This is a genomic window from Magnetococcus sp. PR-3 (assembly GCF_036689865.1).
GTDB lineage: Bacteria > Pseudomonadota > Magnetococcia > Magnetococcales > Magnetococcaceae > Magnetococcus.
Genome location: NZ_JBAHUQ010000018.1, coordinates 1 through 21874, shown reverse-complemented (window position 1 = coordinate 21874; position 21874 = coordinate 1). Strand labels below are relative to the sequence as shown.

General features: G+C 50.7%; 10 protein-coding genes. 4 read left to right on the top strand and 6 right to left on the bottom strand.

What is annotated here, in order from left to right; all coding sequences use genetic code 11:
• The first annotated feature begins 4 nt into the window (after window positions 1-4).
• Genes V5T57_RS11595 through pelG form a run of 4 tightly spaced genes read left to right on the top strand, consistent with a single transcriptional unit; the run spans window position 5 to window position 5948 of the window.
• A complete protein-coding gene (locus tag V5T57_RS11595; protein WP_332891381.1) occupies window positions 5-1537 on the top strand; it encodes a GAF domain-containing protein in 1533 nt (510 codons plus the stop codon).
• Window positions 1534-2721: a tetratricopeptide repeat protein gene (locus tag V5T57_RS11590; protein WP_332891380.1), complete on the top strand. Its 1188-nt coding sequence runs from the start codon at window positions 1534-1536 to the stop codon at window positions 2719-2721. Before V5T57_RS11595 ends, V5T57_RS11590 begins: the two co-directional genes overlap by 4 nt.
• Complete coding sequence (gene pelF / locus V5T57_RS11585; protein WP_332891379.1) at window positions 2718-4562, top strand: GT4 family glycosyltransferase PelF; 1845 nt, start codon at window positions 2718-2720, stop codon at window positions 4560-4562. The genes V5T57_RS11590 and pelF overlap by 4 nt, the downstream gene beginning before the upstream one ends.
• Before the next feature lie 3 nt (window positions 4563-4565).
• A complete protein-coding gene (pelG, locus tag V5T57_RS11580; RefSeq protein WP_332891378.1) occupies window positions 4566-5948 on the top strand; it encodes an exopolysaccharide Pel transporter PelG in 1383 nt (460 codons plus the stop codon).
• Window positions 5949-6164: 216 nt separating this feature from the next.
• Here pelG and V5T57_RS11575 read toward each other — a convergent pair whose 3' ends face one another.
• From V5T57_RS11575 to V5T57_RS11550, 6 genes are all read right to left on the bottom strand, one after another.
• The gene (locus V5T57_RS11575; protein ID WP_332891377.1) at window positions 6165-8465 is read right to left on the bottom strand and encodes a hypothetical protein; all 2301 of its coding nucleotides are present in this window, start codon (window positions 8463-8465) and stop codon (window positions 6165-6167) included.
• Window positions 8466-8528: 63 nt separating this feature from the next.
• The gene (locus V5T57_RS11570; RefSeq protein ID WP_332891376.1) at window positions 8529-9302 is read right to left on the bottom strand and encodes a glycosyltransferase family protein; all 774 of its coding nucleotides are present in this window, start codon (window positions 9300-9302) and stop codon (window positions 8529-8531) included.
• A gap of 58 nt (window positions 9303-9360) precedes the next feature.
• Window positions 9361-12546, bottom strand: a complete 3186-nt coding sequence (locus V5T57_RS11565; protein WP_332891375.1) for a tetratricopeptide repeat protein — start codon at window positions 12544-12546, stop codon at window positions 9361-9363.
• A 41-nt stretch (window positions 12547-12587) separates the two neighbouring features.
• The gene (locus V5T57_RS11560) at window positions 12588-13919 is read right to left on the bottom strand and encodes an HlyD family type I secretion periplasmic adaptor subunit (RefSeq protein WP_332891374.1); all 1332 of its coding nucleotides are present in this window, start codon (window positions 13917-13919) and stop codon (window positions 12588-12590) included.
• Window positions 13919-15745 (bottom strand): ATP-binding cassette domain-containing protein, encoded by a 1827-nt coding sequence (locus V5T57_RS11555; protein WP_332891373.1) that lies wholly within the window; start codon window positions 15743-15745, stop codon window positions 13919-13921. Before V5T57_RS11555 ends, V5T57_RS11560 begins: the two co-directional genes overlap by 1 nt.
• Window positions 15746-16516: 771 nt before the next feature.
• On the bottom strand, window positions 16517-21874 hold a 5358-nt coding region (locus V5T57_RS11550; RefSeq protein WP_332891372.1), incomplete at its 5' end, for a beta strand repeat-containing protein.

The window sequence follows — 21874 nt, the reverse complement described above, 5'->3', positions numbered from 1 at the left end:
GAAAATGGCTGAGGCTCCAGACAAAAAAAAGGAGAGTGAAGCGCTCTCTGTTCAGGATCGTGCGGATGCAATGACCGCCATTGGCGGGGGGCGCACCATGGGTGGTGTGCGGGTCTCAGCGCTGTTGGAAATTACCATTTTCTTCGCCATTATCTTTGCCATAGATTTTGGCCTGATGGGGGGGGGGCGTTTTGCCGATGTCTCTCCCCACCCATATTGGTTCATCATCATCGTTATCAGTATCCAATATGGTACAACTGAAGGGTTGCTGGCAGCTTTGGCAGCCACCATTGCCCTACGTAGCTGGAACATCCCGGAGCCCAGTTTTAATCAAGAGGTCTTTGATTATGTGCTCCTGCTAATGCGCCAACCGATGATGTGGCTCATGGCCGCGGTTTTAATGGGCGAGTTACGGGTTAGGCAGAAGCGGTTTCAGCAAGAGATGCGTGATGCGCTGATGGAAACCCGCGAACGGGAAGAGCGCATTACCGAAGCCTATAACCGGGTAAACCGCACTAAAGAGATGCTAGAGACCCGTGCAGCGGGCCAAATGCGTACCGTCGTGGGCTCTATTCAGGCGGCCAAAGCGGTGGAGCAACAGGAGCCTGCACTGGTTATGAATGGTGCAGCGGATATCATCCAGCAGGTTCTTAACCCTAAAAAGTTCTCTCTTTTTGGCTTGGATGATGGCGCACTAAAAATGCGTATTAGCCGTGGCTGGGATGGTGATGAATCCTATAAAACCTCATTACCTGAGTCCGGTGCCATCTACCAACGCGTGGTTGGGCAACATCAATTTCTCTCTGTGGTCAAACCTGATGAGCGAGATGCCCTGGATGGTGAAGGGATGCTGGTTGGCCCCCTACTCTCCAAGGAAACCGGCAACGTCTCGGGACTTATGAAGCTTGAAGAACTGGGCTTCATGGACCTTAATGTGAGCACGGTAGAGAACTTTAAGGCCCTGTGTGAGTGGATTGGAACCTCGCTGGATAACGCCAATCGCTATCAGGATGCTAAATCTGACAGCGTGCTGAACCATGAACACCAACTTTTCTCTTTTGGCTTTTTTCCTAAACAGGTTCAGCTCTTTACCAGCCTTGCACAACGTCTAAAGTTTGAAGTTTGCCTGATCATCATCCGTTTGGAAAATGCAGATAACCTTAACCTGGAAGAGCGCCGCAAAATCCCCCCTGTACTTAGTGAAGCCTTGCGTACCGTAATGCGTACCACCGATATGGCGTTTGACTATGAACGCCCAGGTTATGATTTTGCCCTCTTGCTTCCTGCTACCCCGGTAAAAAATCTACACTTTGTTTTAACCAAACTGGATGAAGCCATTGAGACCATGATCAAGCCTGAGGCGCCTCGGGCTAAATTCTCCATCCAGACCCAGATCCTGCACCAGGTGGATGAAGAGAAGCCTAAGGAGACACCTCCTAAGCCAGAATCGTTGCTTGACGGCACCCCACCACCCCCAGCAGCTCAAAACGAAGGGGGCGAGTCGGCACAGCCTGTAACCGCTAAGGCACTATCGTGAGTGCGTCATTGCTCGAGCTGGATGAGTCGGTTACCCCCCAAAAAAAGCGTACCGATGATTGTGAAGATGAAGGGGTTGGCTCCAAGGTTCCGCTACACAACGCCATACTCATGGCGTTGGCTGTACTGAGCTGCTTGATCGAACTGTGGCTTTTTTACCGTATGGCCATGGCAGAGGCCAACCTGGAGGCTCTGCCATGGACAGAAGTGGTTGGTCTACACCTAGCCTGGATGACTGTTCTTTGCATCATCGCCTACAGACCCATCACACGGGGGTGCGGCAAAGGCTTATATGTTCTATTGATTACCACCACAGGTACGCTCGGCTTTGTGGGGGCCTTAGGCACAGCGGTCACCATGATCCTCTATTGGGAATATGCCCGCCATACGACCTCTTTTGACGAATGGTATGCGGCACTGTTCCCTGAAGAAGAGATGAGTGAAGCCCGTATGCTTTCGGAAAAACTGGAAGCCAGTGGCGGTGGTGCTGAAGGCATGATGACCCCGTTCAATGATATTCTAAAATATGGTACCCAACGCCAAAAGCAGAGCATGATCGCCTTAATCAGCCGTAATTTTAAACCGGCATTCGCCCCCGTCCTACAACAGGCGTTGAATGATCCTGACAACTCCATACGGGTACAGGCTGCTACAGCCACAACCTTTGTCGAAAACGGCTTTCTCAAACGCAGTATGGAGCTCGAAGAGCTGCATAGCCATGACCCAGACGATCAAGAGATCTTGCTCGACCTTGCCAGTCACTATGATGACTATGCCTATACAGGTATTTTAGATCTTGAACGGGAACGGCAAAACAGAGACAAAGCTATTGAACTCTATCAGCTTTACCTATCCGCAGACCGGAGTAATGCTCGGGTGCAAAATGCTTTAGGGCGCAACCTGCTCAAGAATGAACGGTTTGAAGAGGCCAGAGACTTCTTGGAAGGCCTGCTTAATGAAGGGGAAGCGGCGAAATCGCTCTATCTATGGTATATGGAGTGCCTGTTCCAGCTTAAAGATTTTGCGGCTTTAGGCCAAGCTGCTGATAGTCTGGTTAGAAAATATTCTGAGAACGCATTTCCACCGCACATCATGGAGACCGTGCTGTTATGGCAGGCCGGTCAAACAGAAGAACCCCAACCCCTTTTGCCTAAGCCCACGACCATGGATGAGGGCCACGCATGAGTGACAAGCCGGCCTTGGTTAACGCCCCACCGGATGCAGATGGATATGTGGCGGATATCTGCTTAATTGTGGAAGGCACCTACCCCTATGTCGCAGGAGGGGTGTCGGGTTGGGCACATGATCTGATCACCACCCAAAGTAACCATACATTCCATCTTCTGGCTATTTTACCCCAAGGGGCCGATCTAACCATGCGCTATGAGATGCCCCCCAATGTAACGGGCATCTCCCACGTATGGCTGGCCCCGGATGGTAAACATAACCTCCCCTGGTTTAAGGGGAAAAAAATCTGTGATGCTCTACAGCCTGAGGTGGCGCGTTTTCAGAGTGTCGGCGGGTTGGAGTCCATGCGCCGCCTGTTGCAAATCATTGACCCTTTGCGGAAAAAACTCTGCCGGAACAATCTTCTCAATGATAAACATGCCTGGGATATGACCGTTGGTCTTTATAAAGATCTACTGGGTGAAGGCCCTTTTCTGGACTTTTTTTGGACATGGCGCTTTTTAGGGGGAAACCTCTTTACCGCGCTGCTTTGTGAGCTACCCCGGTGCCGCAGCTACCATGCGGTTTCAACAGGCTATGCTGGGCTATTACTGGCCCGCTGCCACCTGGAGTATGACCGACCCGTTATTGTGACGGAGCATGGTATCTATACCAATGAGCGCCGTATTGAGATCACCATGGCGGACTGGCTTTATGACCAGCCCAAGGCAGACCTTCAGGTTGAAAAATTGGAAAAGGATGTCAAAAGCCTGTGGATTGATGCCTTTGCAGCCTACTCTCTTACCTGTTATGAGGCGTGTGAAGAGATTTTAACCCTCTACGGTGGCAACCAAAAATTCCAATTGGCCGATGGGGCCAATCCTGAGCGCATGCGCATTATCCCCAACGGTATTCACTGGCAATCCTTTACAGACATCCCCACCAATCGCGGTGAACGCCCCCCCACTGTGGCGCTCATTGGTCGCGTGGTACCCATTAAAGATGTCAAAAGCTTCATCCGTGCATGCGGCATTTTACGGAAAACCGTGCCCCATGCCATCTCCTACGTCATGGGCCCAACGGAAGAAGATCAAGAGTACTTTGACGAGTGCGAAGATATTATTAGCCACCAGGGTCTGGAGGATATGATCACCTTTACAGGCCGGGTTAATCTCAAGGAGTGGATGGGCAAAATTGATGTTCTGGTTCTTACCTCGATCAGTGAAGGGCAGCCCCTGGTTATTTTAGAAGCGGGTTCTGCTGGGGTGCCCTCTGTAACCACCGATGTGGGGGGGTGCCGGGAAATGATTGAAGGCATGGCCGATGAAGAGCCTCCACTGGGTCCTGGGGGTGAGGTGACCGAAGTCTCTAACCCAGCAGCCACCGCCCGTGCCATGGCCCGCCTGTTAACCGACTCGGCTTGGTATGAACAGTGCGCCACCGCCATTAAAGAGCGGGTTATCCGTTATTATGCGCAGGAGGACTTGGCCAAAGCCTATGCTGAGATCTATGACAAACTGGTTGTCATGGACAATGTACAGCGCCATGGTGCCGATCATTTCTCAGAGATAGTTACGTCAGAAAACCAAGGGGCATCCTCAACAGAGCCACCTGACGATGAAGATCAAAACGAAACTTCTGAGCCTCTTACAACAGAAAAGCCAGCCCCTTCAACTTCTGCCTCCCCAGAGGCAACCCCCTCCCCTGATCACGCTGAAGCAGACCCAGCAGATCCTGGTTCAGAACAGGCGAAGGCACAAATGACCAAGGATGGAACAAGCGCCATGACTACGCGAGAGGACGCTGACACACAGCATGCCGATCCGGCGACCTCTCCCAATCCGGCGGTAAAGGTGTAACCCATGGCTGGTATTGGATTTGTCTTACGTAACCTAACCTATAAAGACAACCTTATGGGGTTGTTGGCGGGTTTTGGCTATTCCGCTTTGGTGGCCACGGGACCTTGGCTGTTTACCATTCTCTCCCTCACAGGCTCGATGGCCTTGGGATCTCTGTTTACCACGTTTGAGCAGCAATCGACCTTTCGTATTATTGTTATTTATAACTTTGCCTTCTCTTTGGTCCTTTCTGGCCCCATCGTCATGGTCATTACCCGCTATGTAGCTGACCTGATCTTTACCCGCGAAGTCCAGCATGTGCCAGGTACGCTTTTGGGTGGGCTTATTTTGCTCTTTACCATTCAGGCACCACTGGCAATTGGCTTTTATTTCTTTTTTGCCGACCTTGAAGTCAGTAACCGTATTCATGGACTGACCAACTATTTTCTGATTACCGGGATCTGGCTGGTCACGGTCTTTATTACGGCCTTGAAAGATTATAAATTTATTATCCGCATTTTCTTAATGGGAATGATCTTAGGCACTTTAACCAACCCCATACTCTCTATGGAGTTTGGGGTGTCAGGTATGCTGTTTGGTTTTAACACCGGTCTGGCCATTATCTTTTTTGCCTTAACCGCACGGGTGTTTGCTGAGTACCCCTATAAAGTGCGGGGGCTCTTTTTATTCATGCCCCACTTTAAGAAATATTGGGATCTGGCCCTTATCGGCCTATTTTTCAATATGGCCGCTTGGATGGATAAGTGGATTATGTGGTTTGCGCCAGAGAGCGAGCAGTTGGTAGGTGGTTTTCCCTCCTACCCCAACTATGACAGTGCCATGTTCTTGGCCTATCTAACCATCGTCCCCTCAATGGCCTCTTTTGTTCTGAGTATGGAGACCAGCTTTTACGAACGCTATTTAAAGTATTATCGGGATATTCAAAAGCATGTGACGTATGAACAGATTATCGCCAACCAAAAAGATCTCATTGGCTCCATCCATACCAGCGGGCGTAACTTTTTTATTTTGCAGGGGGGTATTTCCGTAACGGCCTTGGTTTTGGCCCCTACAATCTTCCAGGCATTTGGGGTGAATTTTTTACAGTTGGGGATGTTTAGACTGGGGGTCTTGGGGGCCTTTTACCATGCCATGCTGCTGTTCTTGAACATCGCCCTATCCTACTTTGACTTCCGGCGTCATGCACTGGCGATTAGTGGTGTTTTTCTGCTAACCAATGGTGGCTTCAGCATTATCTCACTGAACTATGGCTTCCCCTACTACGGTTATGGCTATTTTGCAGCCACAGCATTTACCTTTGGTTTTGCTTTCCTGTTGGTTTTTCATATGTTAAGGAATCTACCCTACCATACCTTCATCAGCTCGAACGATTCGGTTAAAGGATAAGTTTGACGCTAAGAAGAGTGAGCTCAGCTCAGAGCTCTGGCCTGCCTTTAAAGCGTAGAAAAAGAATCGGTTAAACAGACGCTTTGGCCATGCGTTCAGATAACAAGCTTTTTCCCTTATCCAGAACCGCACAAAAACCCATGCTGTTATCGGCTGACTTCACAGATACTTAAAACGCACCTGCCGTCAGGTTGGGATACCGATCTACACCACACACTAAAGCCGACCTGTTAACCTCAGACCCCAAGCGTTATGATCAATAAAGGTCACAGGGGTGTGAATGCTCATGCCGAGTGTCTCACTAACCCGCTTTGCATCTATAAAGTTCGCCACACGATCACCATAAAGCTGTACCGCCCCCCCAACCACGACCTGGGCGAACAGCCGCCAAACCATGGGATCTGAACAGATAGACAGGTCAACCAACAGCAAGGCCAAGGGAGAAACAAGCTCTGTTTGTTGCTGCTCGAGCACATTCATGGTCATGACATGGACAGAGGCATCCCCTTGAGGTGTGATACCCCACTGATGCAACAGAGATAAAGCCTCTGCCTCTTGCGGCCCCTCTGCAACCACCAAGGTGACATCCCGTTTGGGTACACCAAGCTGGGTGAATATTTGATGGATCATCCATGCCAGAGCCGGTTCATTGGCAACCATCATGATCGGCCCCTCTCGCTGCTGCTCGAGTAAGATCGTCGCTTGCAAGTACAGCTCAAACAGACGGGCCTGGGAGAGTGAGGTATGTGCCTTTAGGTGTGGTAACAGGGGATAAAAACCGGTCAAACGTTTAACCACCCCTTTGCTGGCCGCCGAACCAAAGTAAGAGATATGTGCCAATGTATGGGTTTGTGGCCAAAAGATGTCTGCATCCGGTTCGTGCCAGAAAGGCATGATCGAACCACGCCAAGCCACACCAATCTGCTGCATGGTCTCATACACCATAACCTGCCAGCCTAAAGCTTTCAGCAGAGAGAGCCCTTCTCGCTTTGGTGCAGACATTAGGTCATAAAGAACAATACAAGCCTCGTCCCCCGCTGCAAAATGAATCTGCTGCAGCCGCTCCTGTAGCGATGCCCCAACCTCCGATGCGGCGATAAAAAAGAGCTGCCAGTTCTGACTGGACGCATACTTCAACACCTGATCAGCCGGTTGAGCATACAGTGACACGCGTTGTGTTAAATGAGCTCGAGACAAGATTTGCTGATATATTTTTTGTACCGAACGGTCGGCTAAAGCAGGATCAACCACATCGACCTCAACCCCAGCCAAGCCTAAATGCACCGCGTACCACAAAGCATGCTGCCCGATAAGCAAGGCACGTTTGCCCATCCATGGTAAGGCACTGTTATAAAAAACCTGGGCTTCATCCAATGTCGACCCCGGCCAGATATCCTGCCCAAATTGCGGTCCATAAAGGGTGTGCGGAATTTCGGCCCGGTGGGGCTGCGTCTGCTGCGTAGGATCTAACGAGCTGATGACATCAAACAGTGCTGAAACATTCAACCCCACGCCATTGGGACTCTGATAATCATACCGATCCTGAAGGGGAACAACCGTATCCTGAGCAGATGTCAGCAACCCACACTGCTGCAACAACGCCTGCTCTTTCTGGATCAATAAAATCGCCTGCTTTTGAATATACTGATCAACCAACGGATTGGCGGGAACCCGGCGTACTGCAGAGGGGGGAAGACGTTGCTCACCGAGCATAAGCTGTGTTTTCCCGGCCTGCACCACCTCTGGGTCCGGTGAGGTTGTATGTACAAAATGAACAGGTTTGTCCTTTAGCCGTAGCTGTTTTATGGAGCGCCCATCTTCCGTGGGCTGGGCAACAACCTGTTTCAGGCGTCCCCCGTGCACATTCCAACTATCACCATCCAGAGCAATGACCTTCCCTTTCCAGGCGGTGTGCAGATGATAATTAAAAAAATTCTGTTCATACAGAAAATGGTTCTGGATCTGGCACCCTTCCTGGTTAAAACGATCCAGCCAATCCCACATCTTATGGGCAATATAAAACCCGGTATTAAAATAGGTCCACTGGCGGTAAGTCGATGCCCCATGGGGCTCTAATAACGCTTTAAAGGGGGCAATGCGCTGGGTTGTTTCAAACGTATCAACAAACTTCCCCACGGTATCATTATGGTCGGCAATAGCTGCTAAGAAGGGTCCGGTTTGCTGTTGGCATATCTGTTCAACATGCTGCATTAATGGGCCCGTCAGGCAGCAGTCACTATCAATCCAAATTACCGTCTCTGGACGTTGCTGCCCTAGAAACTCTGTAATACGTATTTTTTTCTCAAAATGGTGACAAGCCGGATCCATAGAGGCCGGTAGAGGTAACAACACACCTAGCGCTTCAAAAAAGCGTTTTAATGGAGCGGAGAGTCCAAAATCACAGATATAGAGCTGACTATGAGGAGCATGGGTTCGAAAACTGTGCAGCAGAGAAAAGAGCGGCAACATAAAGTTGCTATCGGCTCCTGTGATAAAAAGCGGCTGTTTTTTGTCCATTTTTCAAACCCTTAACATACCCACCCCGATTGGGCTGGTAAAAAGCTGTGACGCTGTAAACATTCAGGACAGAATACGCCCTTGGCGGGGGATATAGGCTCGGGTACTGCTGGAGCTATTCATAACCTGGGCCAGATCTTCAACCCGATCAACCCGCTTGTACTGTAGTTGCATGTCCCGATCACGCCCATGGAAAATGCGCACATGACCATGCGCCACCGCAGGAAAAATGTAGCGAAAATTATCCTCTGGGGTTAGCACATGGTAGTGAATGGAGCTATGCCATACCGCTTGGCGAAAGCCCGGTTGATCATGTAGCCCCCCATATTTGCCACCAAAAGCCACCATCTGTTCTTGATAGATGTTCAGCCAGTTTTGAAACAGCTGTTTCATGGCGGCATTATTACGGTAAAGAATGACACCGGTATTAAATTCAGGAAATGAGCTCGGAACATCAGGCAGCAGAACAGCAAAGCGGTTGTTACGGTCATTAATATCAAAAAGATGAGAGAGCCTACCTGGAGCGTGGGCAGCCGCCATATCTACCCGTTTTAATAGCTGAAACAAGCTATCAACGGGGGCTGCCACATAGGTATCACTATCTAAAAACAGTACCTCGTCTCCCGCAACTTGCATCATGGCCGTTATTTTATCCACAAAACCAAAGGCCGGTTTTTCAAACAGCATGACCTGATCAAAGAGATCACCTGGCACAGGTTTATCGGTACACAGCACCAACTTTGCATGGTTTAAAAAAGGCCGCAAAGAACGTGCACTATTGATCGCTTCCTGACGATACATCTCTCCAGTTGCGACATAGAGAATGGTACGGTTCACAACGCTCTCCAAAGATCAGCCTTCACGGTTTGTCCAACAGATGGATGTTCCAAAAGCCCTACCAACCCTTTTGGGCCAGTTTATCCCAAGCTGGCTGGGCACGCTGCAGTAACTGGGCACGCACCTTATCGTCCAAGAGACCAGCACCTTGTGTCATCGAACCAGATCTAAAGAAATCTGAATGTTGTGCCTGGTTTCTCATAGCCTCCAGACTGGTCACCTGCTCAATATGATCCAACAGCCCATCGTCATACTCTGCCCCCAGATAATCAAACAGTTGTTGGCAGGTTTGTCGTTTATGTTTAACCAGTCGATCGTAGCGTACGACGTGAATATCACCATAGCGTTGGTAAAAATCAATCACCTGATCCACAGCCTGATTAAAGACCGCAACCGCATTGGCAGCCCACCCCTCTAAACCACCAAAGGGTTTCATAAAGCTTAAATGCAGCTCCTCATTATTCTCTACTTTGGCCAAATGATGGTTATGGTTCCAGGATGAGATGGCAACATCAATGGGATCACGGAAGATAGCGACCATTTTTGGTTGGTCAAAGTCCTGATAATACCCCTGTAGATCATCCAACACTTGATTATCATTGGCCCCGATAATGGGTAGCCCTTCGCCGCTATCACGAATGAGGGATTCCACCATAAAACGGAAGCTGCGCTTGGCTAACAACGGGGAGACGCCCCCCTTGCCTAACCCCCCAATACGGCTATGCATAAGCACATGATGGTGTGCATACTCCAAACACCCCTCTTCCACCATTTTTTTAAGCTGAGCAAAAGCATGTTCAGCCGGACATGAGATCTGAGGGTGTTGATCCAGCAGATATTGCAGCAGGGTTGTGCCACTCTTGGGCGGCCCAAAGCAGAAAAACATCTGCTGGTCCGGCTTAGGTGAGGCGACCTCTAAACTCTGTGTATGCATCGGTGCAGAGGTTTCAGCCTGTGCATGAACCCGATCAAACTGCTGGGTTACCGCATGAGAAACGCGATCCATAACCTCCGGCCAGTCCCCCCGGGTAGATTGCCGGAATAAACGCATACTGGGATACCAGGGAGAGTCGTCCCGGTCCAACAACCAGCGCCAATCGGGGCTATAGGCAATCAATGTCCAGACCGGACACCCCATAGCACCAGCCAGATGCACCACCGAGGTATCCACAGAGATCATCAGATCCAAATTGGCCATCAGCCCAGCCGTCTGAGCAAAGTCGGTCACATGAGGTTCCAAATGAACCATACGATCCCACAAGGGGTTCTGTCGATCATGCGGCGAGTTATTCAGTTGCAATGAGACCCAGGTCACCCCCTCTAAAGCCAGCAAAGGCGCCAACGTTTGTAGTGGGATGGAGCGGGCACGATCCCGTTCGTGGTTGGGGTTACCAGCCCAGACCAAGCCAATTCTCAAGGGGTGTGTACACGCGGCATCTAGGCGTTTTTTCCAAACAGCACGGTCTGCTTCCTGTGCATGTAGGTAGGGTATGCTAGCGGGTATACTCTGCAACTCTGTGGCAAACCCATGGGGTAGATTCATATCCATGCAGTAATAATCGAACTGGCTCAAATCGACATGGGCAGAATCTGTATAAATGTTGTCAATGCCTGGCACCTGCTGAAACAGTTTGGCCAATGGCTGCGAACAGGAGAGCTCCAGACGCTGCACCCCTCGTTTTTTCAACTCGGGTAGATAGCGTATCATCTGCAGTTGGTCACCCAACCCCTGCTCCGGCAAAACCACCAGAGACTTTCCGTTTAGCTCCTGCCCTTCCCATAACGTGCTACGGTTAAGGTTAAGCGCTTTGACCCCTTTGCGAAACAGCTTGGTATGATAACGGGACTGGTAGTTATGAAAACCTTCTCGCAACTGCCCTTGTACCAACTGAATGACACTCAGGTTCATCATAGAGTCGTTATAGTCGGGGTGGTGGGCCAAAATCTCTTCCAGCACCTGTTTGGCACCCTCTACTTCCCCCACATTCAACAACATCATAGCCAGATTATTGGCCACCCGAGGGTTACCAGGATGATGCGCCACATGGGTTCGGCAGACCTCTACCGCCTCTTCTAAGCGATAAAGACGGCGTAACACCCGTCCACCTAAGATAATACCCGCCTCTATCGCAGCAGGATCCAAGCGTAGCGCATGACGACACGCTTGCTCAGCCTCCTCAAAGCGCTCAAGCTCTGACAGACAGTGCCCCCAGTTGGCAAAGGCATCCGGCGAGTGCGGATTTAAAGCCGCCATCCGAGCGAACAACGGCTCTGCTTCAGCCAGTTTACCTTGGGTAAACAGAGTCAGACTAAGGTGAAAGAGCGCATCATTATGGTGCGGTGTTCGATTAAGGATCTCACGCCATATTTGACACGCCTCATCCAACTGACCAAGGGCTTTTAGGCTGGCCCCCATGCCCGACAATGTCTCCAACTGCCCGCCATCTATTTTGGCCACCTGCTCAAGCAGGTTCAGGCATTGCGCATGGGCACCCACTCTATTGAGGGTTAAGCCTAACGCTCTTTGGGTATCTATATCCTCTGGTTTGGCCTGAGCAACTTTGTGATAGAGCGGTAGCGCTTCTGCATGCTGCCCTAGTGCGGTATGGACCTGCGCCAATTTATGCACAAGTGCGATAGCGTTAGGCAGATGGTTCAACCCGTTACGCAGAACCTGCTGGGCATGCTCCCATTGCTTTTGTTCTTGGTAGAATGAGGCAAGGTTCAGGTAGCCCCCTTCTGCCCGGGGGGTGACACGGATCGATTCTAACCAAGCCTGCTCAGCCTGTTTGAGCTCACCCGCTTTATGGTGGATAACCCCCAGATTGAGCAGGGCATCCCCATGATTAGGGTTACACCTTAGAACGTTATGAAAAGTCTGTTTGGCCTGATCAAAAGCGCCTAACCCCATATAGGACAGACCCAAGTGATAGTGATGAAAAGCTTGCTCAGGACGCAGCGCAACCACTTTATTGAGATAAGGCAGCGCCTGTTTATAGTGTTGCTGCTGATAATGAAGAAGCCCCATAAAATGGTTAAGCTCTGCATCCTCAGGCGCTTCTTTCAACAGCTCAGCATATGCTTGCTCTGCGGGTTGCCAAGCACCAGACCGGTGTAGCTCAAGAGCCTGCTGGCGCCGTTGCTCTTGATCAAGCACCGGCGGCTGCGCCGCAGAGGGTACCGGATTTTGCGTCACAGGTTGATGCTTGGAAGCCGCTTTTTTTTGTTTTTTCTTACGTGCCATAGCGCCACAGCCACCTTAACAGTGAAGAAGAACAGAGAGGGTCATCGTTCACGTAAGGCACGACCCTGAGCCAACATAAGCGGCTCGAGGAAATAGTCGACAACCCGGCGTTTACTGGTGCGGATCGCCGTCATCACCTCTACACCAGGGTAGAGTTCATAGCGATATTGACCATTTTCAAAGACACTGCCTGCTGTTTCTAGCCGGACTTTATAGTAGGTCTCTTGGGTGCTTTTATCAGTAAAGGTATCGGCACTAATATGCACTACCTCCGCATCCAAACGTCCATAGCGGATCCCCTCCCGGCTGGCCAAGGTAATATACCCCTGCTGACCCACCTGAACATGACCAATGTCTCCGGGCGATAGGTGCCCCTCAACGATCAGTCGATCATCCATGGGCACAATATCCATCACCGTTTCACCCGCACGAACGACGCCGCCCACGGTATTATTCAAAATCGCTTTTACAATACCGTTAGCAGGGGCACGCAAGACCGTCCGTGCAGCACGGTCATCAAGCTTACGCATACGGTGTTTTAACTCAGAGAGACTTTGACGTGCCTGGTCCGCTTCGGTTTTGGCATTTTCCACAAAGATATTGGCCAAGGTTTTATTACGTCCGGCAATCTGTCTAAGCTTGGATTTTTGACCATTAATACCAGCAACATCTTCATCAATGGTGGACTGTAACGTACGGTCCTCTTTGAGCAAGGCCAAATGGTCCAAACGGCTGGTTAGCTCATCCTTCAACAAGGTTTCACTAATTTTAACCTGTTCACTCAGCAACTTCATACGTTGCCGGTTATTACGCAGACGGGCTCGAATTTCAGTCAGTAGAGACTCATTTTCTTTGTAGTTATTCTCTAGCTCTGACTGCTCCCCTTTTAACCGGGACGTTCGGGCTCTAAACAGTGCCTCTGACTGTTTAACCAGTTTTGGATGGGCCTTGATAAGCTCTGGCGGAAACTTAGGCCGGTCAGCCAATCGAGCTTCCGCTTCATAGCGAACAATATCCAACGTCAAGCCCACAATCCTAGCATTAACCTCTTGCAGATCTGACACATCCGCAATGGACTCCAAATCAATCAAGGCCTGGCCTTTTTTAACATTTTCCCCCTCTTTGACATGGATCTTACGAAGAATGCCCCCTTCCAGGTGCTGAACATGCTTAACCCTAGAGCTTGGCACCACCTCACCTGTGGTAAAGGTCACCACATCCAACGTGCCTAAAAAGGACCAGACAACCGTTCCAACAACAAAGCTGAAAAACAGAGGAATATAGAGCCAAGCCGTCACACCAAGAGCCGCTCCTGGTGCATTTTTTGGATCTAACTCATCTTCTGAAAAGGGGTTATCATTGGGAATAGCCATTATTCACCCCCCTTCTTATCATCACCGCCCACACCGGCATTCCCCTCCGCACTGAGCAGGGGCTCTTGTCCTGAAGCCGCTGTCTGTTTCGTACCGGCAACAATGGATGGTGTGGCCGATATTTTATCTGTCGCACCACCTGCTTTGGATGGCTCTGCCGGTTTGGCAGGTTTAGGCATTTGCCGGCGCGTTAACTCGGGGATCGGTTTGACATCCAGGTTAAGAAGGACATTGGGCACACGAGTAATATTGGGGTCATTGGTAAAGAGGATCATGGTACTGCCCTCCTGGGAGAGCCTGGAGAGAATTTGATAAACCGCCTTCTGCCCTTTTTGGTCCAGACCTTCTGTCGGTTCATCAAAGATCGTCACCCTCGCCCGGCTGGCCAGGGCACGTGCAATGGCCAAACGACGACGAATCCCCAAGGAGAGCTGGTTACCCTGGTTAACAATCTGGGTCTGTAATCCTGCCTCAGAATGATCAATGAACTCTCTAAGCTCAACCATATTGATGATGCGCTCCAACCCCTCTTCATCAATCTCAGGATTATTAACACAGAGGTTATCTGCAATGGATGCATTCATAAATAGGGGTTCTTGAGGCAGATACATAACGTTGGTCCGCCACCAGCTTAGATCCATCTGCCGCAGATCTACCCCATCAATTAACAAATGACCACGAATGGGATGGTAAATCCCCATCAACAGCTTGGCCAATGTTGACTTACCAGCACCATTACTGCCCGTGACGACTAAAGAGTCACCCGCAACCAGTTCCAGGTTCAACGACTCAAACAAAGGTCCCTGCCCGCCTGGGTATGCAAAAGCCATATCTTTAAAGGCGACACGGCCCGTAAAGTTATTAAGCCGTGTGCCTGTTTTGGGCTCTCTTGCCAGTTTTAGTAACTGGTTAAGCTCCAGTGTCGCTTGACGCCCTTTAGCAATCTCCCCACTGGAGGTTGCAAACTTAATTACAGGTGTCAGTGAACGCATGGCAAGAATGTTAATACCCAACATCATCCCCATGGACATGGTGCCTTCAAAAATCCCATGAGCGGCAATGGTGATGACCCCCACCATTGCAAGCATGGTTAAACCGGTTGTCAGGCGCATTTCTGCTTCTTGAAACTTTTCATGCTCTGCCATCGCTTGCTGGCGCAGTACCCGGTGAACCCGCCACTTATCCATCAATTTATTGTGGTGGTTAAACGCCCGGACATCTTCCAAGCCCCCAACGGCACTACCCATTAACCGGTTACCAAAACTTTTAATACGTGACACCGCTTCTGTCGGTTTACGTATACGGTACTGATGAATCAAACCATAGATAAAGACAAACACCGCCAAACAGCTCACCCAAATACCTGCACGTGGTTCCAGAATATAGAGCACACCAATAAAGAGAAAAGAGAAAGGTAGATCAAATACTGTGACAAGCATGCGGGTACCAAATGCTTTTTGCACATCATCCAGGTGCCGCATCACCTGCATTTTAACCCCATCGTCCAATCCATCCAGCTGTTGAGCTTGCGCATTAACCACAGCATCAAAAGCCGAATCGGCCACAAAAGCATCCGGCGCAGCGCTAACGGAGCGGGCCAAACGCATCTGTAATCGTTGAAAGACATTTTCCAGGATCAACACCATGGCGATACCCGCCATCAAGGTATAGAGGGTCTCCTCCACACCAAAGGTGGTATACCGCTTCATCACATTCATAGCATAGAAGGTGACACCCAAAGCCAAGAAGTTCACCATAAACGAGGCGAACAAAAGATTCATAAACACCACAGGTCGACGTAACAGACGACGTAGCAACTCCTGCATAACTGCACCTTCATTCCTGACCCATCAGGTCCAAACACACGGTATGAGCATCCGGGGCTTACCTGCCCTTATGGGATCTACAAGAACCCAATACTCTTATAAGTTCCCAGCAACGCCAAAGAGTTTCCCTTACGCGCTTTGCATCATGTTATTCAACGCTTCAAACAAATCAAATCATTGTAATCTCAATAGCCTTTAAATGCATGGGGCAACATAACCTCAAACCTAAGGGGGAACACCCACCCCGACCCTATTTAACCTTCATTCAACGGCCACCACAGCATTCATCACACCGCACAACGCTCTTCAACCCATTGGCACCTAAACACGTCCAACGCTCTAATAACAAACCCGATCGACCCCCTGACAACCCATCAACATAAAAAACCGTTCCCCGTAACGATCAAGCACCTACGGACCACCCTACTCTAATCTAAGAGGGATACCCGCCCCTAGCCAATCTATCCAACAGACACCACAGCATCTTTACTCTTCATTTCATCTATTTGCACAATAGAGGACAAACCCTATTCAACCCACTTAATCAAACACACACCTTTGATACCACACCCGACAAAGCAGTCCATAAAATGGAATCTGGACCAGATTTCCCCCCTTATCGCGCCAATATAACATCTCTACAGATCAACCTTTTGCCCCCTAAAACGGCTTAACCCCATGGTGACCTAAGCAAATGCAATCACTTTAATGAAACGGCAAAAAAAAAGGCCAACCCGTGAGGGTTGGCCTTTTGATTGGAGCGTGAGTGGATTAGGCGAAGTTCATCCAGCCCGAGTTGGTGATATTGGCATCTTCCAATGTCGCCACCAGGGTCAAGTCAACGTTATCCAGCTGGGTGCTGCTTGCACCGCCTGCGGCATCCACATCAGCCAACCAAACATGGGTGTCGGTGGTGGTGGTGTCGTAGACAGCGAACAGAAGCATGTCGCTGGAGTTCGCCGCATCAAAGGTACCGTCACCGGCTGCGTTGATGGCGGTAATGGCTGCACTCTTCATATCATCTTCAGAGGTCGATGCCGCAGCGGCTGTGGTTGTGGACAGAATGTAGATCTCAGTTGAGGAAGATTCACCATCTTCCATCAAGCCGACATCACCATCGCCACTATCAACCGCGGTGTCACCACCAGCAACCAGGTTGGCGTTATCCCAAACAAACTTGTCGGTCACAGCCCAGTCTTTAATGATGTCGACATTACCAAAGGTCACAGCCGCATCATCGAAGACGAAGTAGTCACCAGATCCACCACCTGTCAGCGAGGTAGAGGCATTGTCGTTGTAGTCGATCAAGCGGTCAGCACCGCTACCACCACTCATGGTGTAGCCATCTGTACTACCGGTACCGAAGTTCACCAGCAGATCAGCATAGTCGGTACCGGTCACACTGTTATCCGCATCACTATCCAGATCGAAGGTCATAACCGAACCACTGGAATCGACAGTATCCGTTCCACTGAAGTTCAAGGTGTAGCTTGCATCTTTCAGCGTACTACCACTATCGAAGGTGAAGCCCAGAGAGCTATTACCATCCTTAATCAGTGTCTGACCGGTAGAATCCAGTGTCCACTGGCCAGCATTACCGCTGCCGACACTCAGATAGTCACCAGAACCAAAGTTGATCAGCGTATCCAGACCATCGTTGGAACCGTCATGGTAGAAGACATCTGCCCCACTTCCGCCGTAGATCTTATCATCACCATCACCGGCATTAATCTGGACCGAACCAGTGGTGTAGTAGTTGACGATAAAGTCATCATAAGCGCTACCACTCAGTGAGGTCACACCATCACTTGTACCGTTAATGACCACCTGACCACTTGCACTGTCAATACCGGTGTAGATGCTGCCGCCAGAACCAATCTGGACCTGATCAAAGTTGGCACCACCGGTGACGGTGTAAGAAGCGGTGGTGGAGACAACCTCAAGGATAAGGTTACCCGATCCACCATGGGTCACGTTATCAAAGGTGTAGTTACTGCTGCTGGCACCGGTTACCGTGACAGCTCCTGTTCCAGCAAAGGCTACCGTCTGACCGCTTAGCGAAGAAGCACTTACGGTAATGGCATAGTCGGTTGAAACCCCTGTGCCATCCGATGTTTTAAAGACTTCCCAACCTGTGACAGAGGAGTAGTCGCCAGCCTGACCAATGGTCAGTGAGAGAGTACCACTACCATCAGAGCTGAGGTTGCTGAAGTTCTCAGAGCCACCTGCCGTTGCCAAAGTAATGGTCACATTACCAGCACCGCTCATATCCAGTGTCTGAGCCGTTACCTGGCTGGAACCAATACTCAAGGTACTTGCTGCAGCCACCTTATCGAAGTCGGACAGATCGACACTGGATGTCAGGGTACCGGTACTGTTGTTAACACCCAGGATCAGACTACCACCACCACTTGAAGTGAAGGAGTCAAAGTCGATGCTGGTGCTGTCGTCATCCATGTTAATGGTGACATCCCCAGTACCTGTAAAGTCTACAGTCTTACCGGTTACGTCAGCATCGTAGAGCGACAAGGCTGAAGATGAGCTGATGTTATCTACATACATGCTGGCGCTACCATCGGTATTGGTCAGCAAGCTTTGCAGCGTTGTACCAGCAGAGCTGGAGATCAACTCAATGTTGGTGTTGGTATCCGTCAAGGTCACCGTATCAGCATTGGTAAAGGTGACACCCGAGATCGCTTGGTCTTTGGTCACACTCAAAGCGCCATCGCTGGCATCAATGTATGTGGTCGACGTATCACCTTTTGAGTGCAAGGTAGAGAAGGTTGCAGCCTCAATGTTACTGGAGGTATCTGCAATGGTGATCACATCTGTAGAAGCCACAACCACGGTGTCATCCGTAGCCTGTGCTACCGTCAGCGACAGTACGTTATCTGAAGCATCGACAGAGGTCACACCCAAACCATCCAGGTAAGTGAAGCTACCTGCAATGGCGCTACCTGAATCTTCAACCGAGGTCACCGTAATGGTACCACTGGTATCAGCATCAATCGCTGTTAACTCAGCAACTGTTGCTGCATCGGTCACCGATACATCGTAGGAGCCCGTCACATAGCTGTTGGTGTTAGCGGCCAGAGCAGAAGCCGTATCCTTAACACCCACACCGTAAGTAATGGTACCGCTGGTATCGGCATCAATGGCGGACAACTCTGCCATGGTAACCACATCGGTTACCGAGACATCGTAAGTGCCGGTCACATAGCTGTTGGTGTTGGCCGTCAGTGCCGACACATTATCCTTCAGACCTGTACCGTAAGTGATGGTACCGCTCGTGAGGATATCGATGGCAGAGAGCTCAGCAACCGTTGCTGTATCGGTTACCGACACATCGTAAGAACCGGTCACATAGCTGTTGGTATTGGCTGTCAGAGCAGACACATTGTCTTTCACACCCGCACCGTAGGTGATGGTCCCCGACGTATCAAGATCAATGGCAGAGAGCTGGGCCATGGTTGCTGTATCGGTTACCGACACATCGTAAGAACCCGTCACGTAGCTGTTGGTATTGGTCTCCAAGTTAGCCGCGCTATCTTTCACACCAGCGGCGGTATAGATCATGGATCCCGTCGTATCTCCATCAATAGACGTCAATTGAGCGATACTTGCTGCATCCGTGACCGTAACAATGACCGAACCGTTTACATAGTTGCCAGAGTTCGTTGTCAGCGTTGCTGCGGTATCACTGATCTGGGTGTATACAAGCGACCCTGTGGTATCCGCATCAATATCTGTCAACTGACTCATGGAAGCAACATCACTGACCGTCACATCCACACTACCGGTCACATAGCTGTTGGTGTTGGCCACCAAGTTTGCGGCTGCATCCGTAATCTTGGTGTAGCTCAGTGTACCGGAAGAGAGCTGATCCACCGCTGACAACTGAGACATGCTGGCTGCGTCAGTCACTGTGACATCAACAGAGCCGCTGACATAACCGTTGGTATTGGTCACCAGGGAAGCTGCCGCATCACCAACCGTTGCGTACTTCAAGGATCCGGCGGTAAAGGCATCAATCTGAGTTAACTGAGCAATGGTTGCAGAGTCAGTAACCGTCACATTGCGTGTGCCCGTCACCACTGAACCGTTGTCCGTGACCAAGTTGGAAATTGTATCGTTCACGGTGATGGAGGTACCACCTGTGGCACCAGCCACATAGCCACCGGAATCGATACCGATATTAGCAACCGTATCTTTAATACCAGCCGTGCTGTAGTCCAATGTTCCAGAGGTATCATCATCAACAGCACCCAACTGAGCGATGGAAGCAACATCCGTTACCGTGACATCGTAGCTACCTGTCACATAGCTGTTGGTGTTGGCTACCAGTGCAGAGATGGAGTCTTTGAGGCCTGCACCGTAGGTGATGGTACCTGTCGTTGCAACATCAATGGCCGAGAGCTCTGCAACCGTCGCTGTATCTGTAACCGAGATATCGTAAGAACCGGTCACATAGCTGTTGGTGTTGGCCGCCAATGCTGAAGCCTGATCTTTCAGACCCAGACCGTAGGTCACCGTACCGCTGGTGGCCGTCTCAATGGCGGAGAGCTCTGCAACCGTACCCGCATCCGTGACCGATACATCATAAGAACCTGTGATGTAGCTGTTGGTATTGGCCGCCAGTGCAGAAGCCTGATCTTTCACGCCCAGACCGTAGGTCACCGTACCGCTGGTGGCCGTCTCAATGGCGGAGAGTTCTGCCACCGTACCGGCATCCGTGACCGATACATCATAGGAGCCTGTGATGTAGCTGTTGGTATTGGCCGCCAGCGCTGAAGCTTGGTCTTTTAGACCTGCCCCATACGTGACCGTACCGGTTGTATCGGATTCAATGGCCGAGAGTTCTGCAACCGTACCGGCATCCGTGACCGATACATCGTAAGCTCCGGTTACGTAGCTGTTGGTGTTCGCGGCCAATGCTGAGGCCTGATCCTTCACACCCAGGCCGTAGGTCACCGTACCGGTTGTTACCGCATCAATGGCGGAGAGTTCAGCAACCGTACCCGCATCTGTGACCGATACATCGTAAGCTCCGGTCACATAGCTGTTGGTGTTGGCGGCCAAGGCTGAGGCCTGATCTTTCAGACCCAAGGTGTAGGTAATGGTACCGGTCGTTGCGGTGTCGATGGATGACAATGCGGCAACCGTTGCCATATCGGTGACCGACACATCGTAAGCACCGGTCACATAGCTGTTGGTGTTGGCACCCAGTGCTGAGGCGTTATCCTTCAGGCCCAGACCGTAGGTTACCGTCCCGCTGGTAGCTGTCTCAATGGCGGAGAGCTCTGCCATGGTGCCTGCGTCAGTAACCGACACATCGTAAGAACCGGTTACGTAGCTGTTGGTGTTGGCCGCAAGGGCTGAAGCCTGATCTTTCAGACCCAGACCATAGGTCACCGTTCCGCTGGTGGCCGTTTCAATGGCGGAGAGTTCAGCAACCGTACCGGCATCCGTGACCGATACATCATAGGAGCCTGTGATGTAGCTGTTGGTATTGGCCGCCAGCGCTGAAGCGTTATCTTTCACGCCCAGACCGTAGGTGACCGTACCGGTTGTAACCGCATCAATCGCTGAGAGTTCCGCAACCGTACCGGCATCCGTAACCGATACATCGTAAGCACCGGTTACGTAGCTGTTGGTATTGGCGGCCAGAGCCGAAGCTTGGTCTTTCAGACCGGCCCCATACGTGACCGTACCAGTTGTATCGGATTCAATGGCGGAGAGTTCTGCAACCGTACCCGCATCCGTTACCGATACATCGTAAGCACCGGTTACGAAGCTGTTGGTGTTTGCGGCTAGCGCTGAAGCCTGATCTTTCAGACCCAGGGTGTAGGTAATGGTACCGGTCGTTGCAACATCAATGGCTGACAATGCGGCAACCGTTGCCATATCAGTGACCGACACATCATAAGCGCCTGTCACATAGCTGTTGGTGTTGGCACCCAGTGCAGAAGAGTTGTCCTTAATACCCAGACCGTAGGTCACTGTTCCGCTGGTAGCCGTCTCAATGGCCGAGAGCTCTGCCATGGTGCCTGCGTCAGTAACCGACACATCGTAAGAACCGGTTACGTAGCTGTTGGTGTTGGCACCCAGTGCAGAGGCGTTATCTTTCAG

What these genes read in the sequence shown, in the direction of transcription:
- V5T57_RS11595 (WP_332891381.1), top strand. Translation starts at nt 5, where the DNA reads ATGGCTGAGGCTCCAGACAAAAAAAAGGAGAGTGAAGCGCTCTCTGTT.
- V5T57_RS11575 (WP_332891377.1), bottom strand. Translation starts at nt 8,465, where the DNA reads ATGGACAAAAAACAGCCGCTTTTTATCACAGGAGCCGATAGCAACTTT.
- pelF (WP_332891379.1), top strand. Translation starts at nt 2,718, where the DNA reads ATGAGTGACAAGCCGGCCTTGGTTAACGCCCCACCGGATGCAGATGGA.
- V5T57_RS11555 (WP_332891373.1), bottom strand. Translation starts at nt 15,745, where the DNA reads ATGCAGGAGTTGCTACGTCGTCTGTTACGTCGACCTGTGGTGTTTATG.
- pelG (WP_332891378.1), top strand. Translation starts at nt 4,566, where the DNA reads ATGGCTGGTATTGGATTTGTCTTACGTAACCTAACCTATAAAGACAAC.
- V5T57_RS11560 (WP_332891374.1), bottom strand. Translation starts at nt 13,919, where the DNA reads ATGGCTATTCCCAATGATAACCCCTTTTCAGAAGATGAGTTAGATCCA.
- V5T57_RS11565 (WP_332891375.1), bottom strand. Translation starts at nt 12,546, where the DNA reads ATGGCACGTAAGAAAAAACAAAAAAAAGCGGCTTCCAAGCATCAACCT.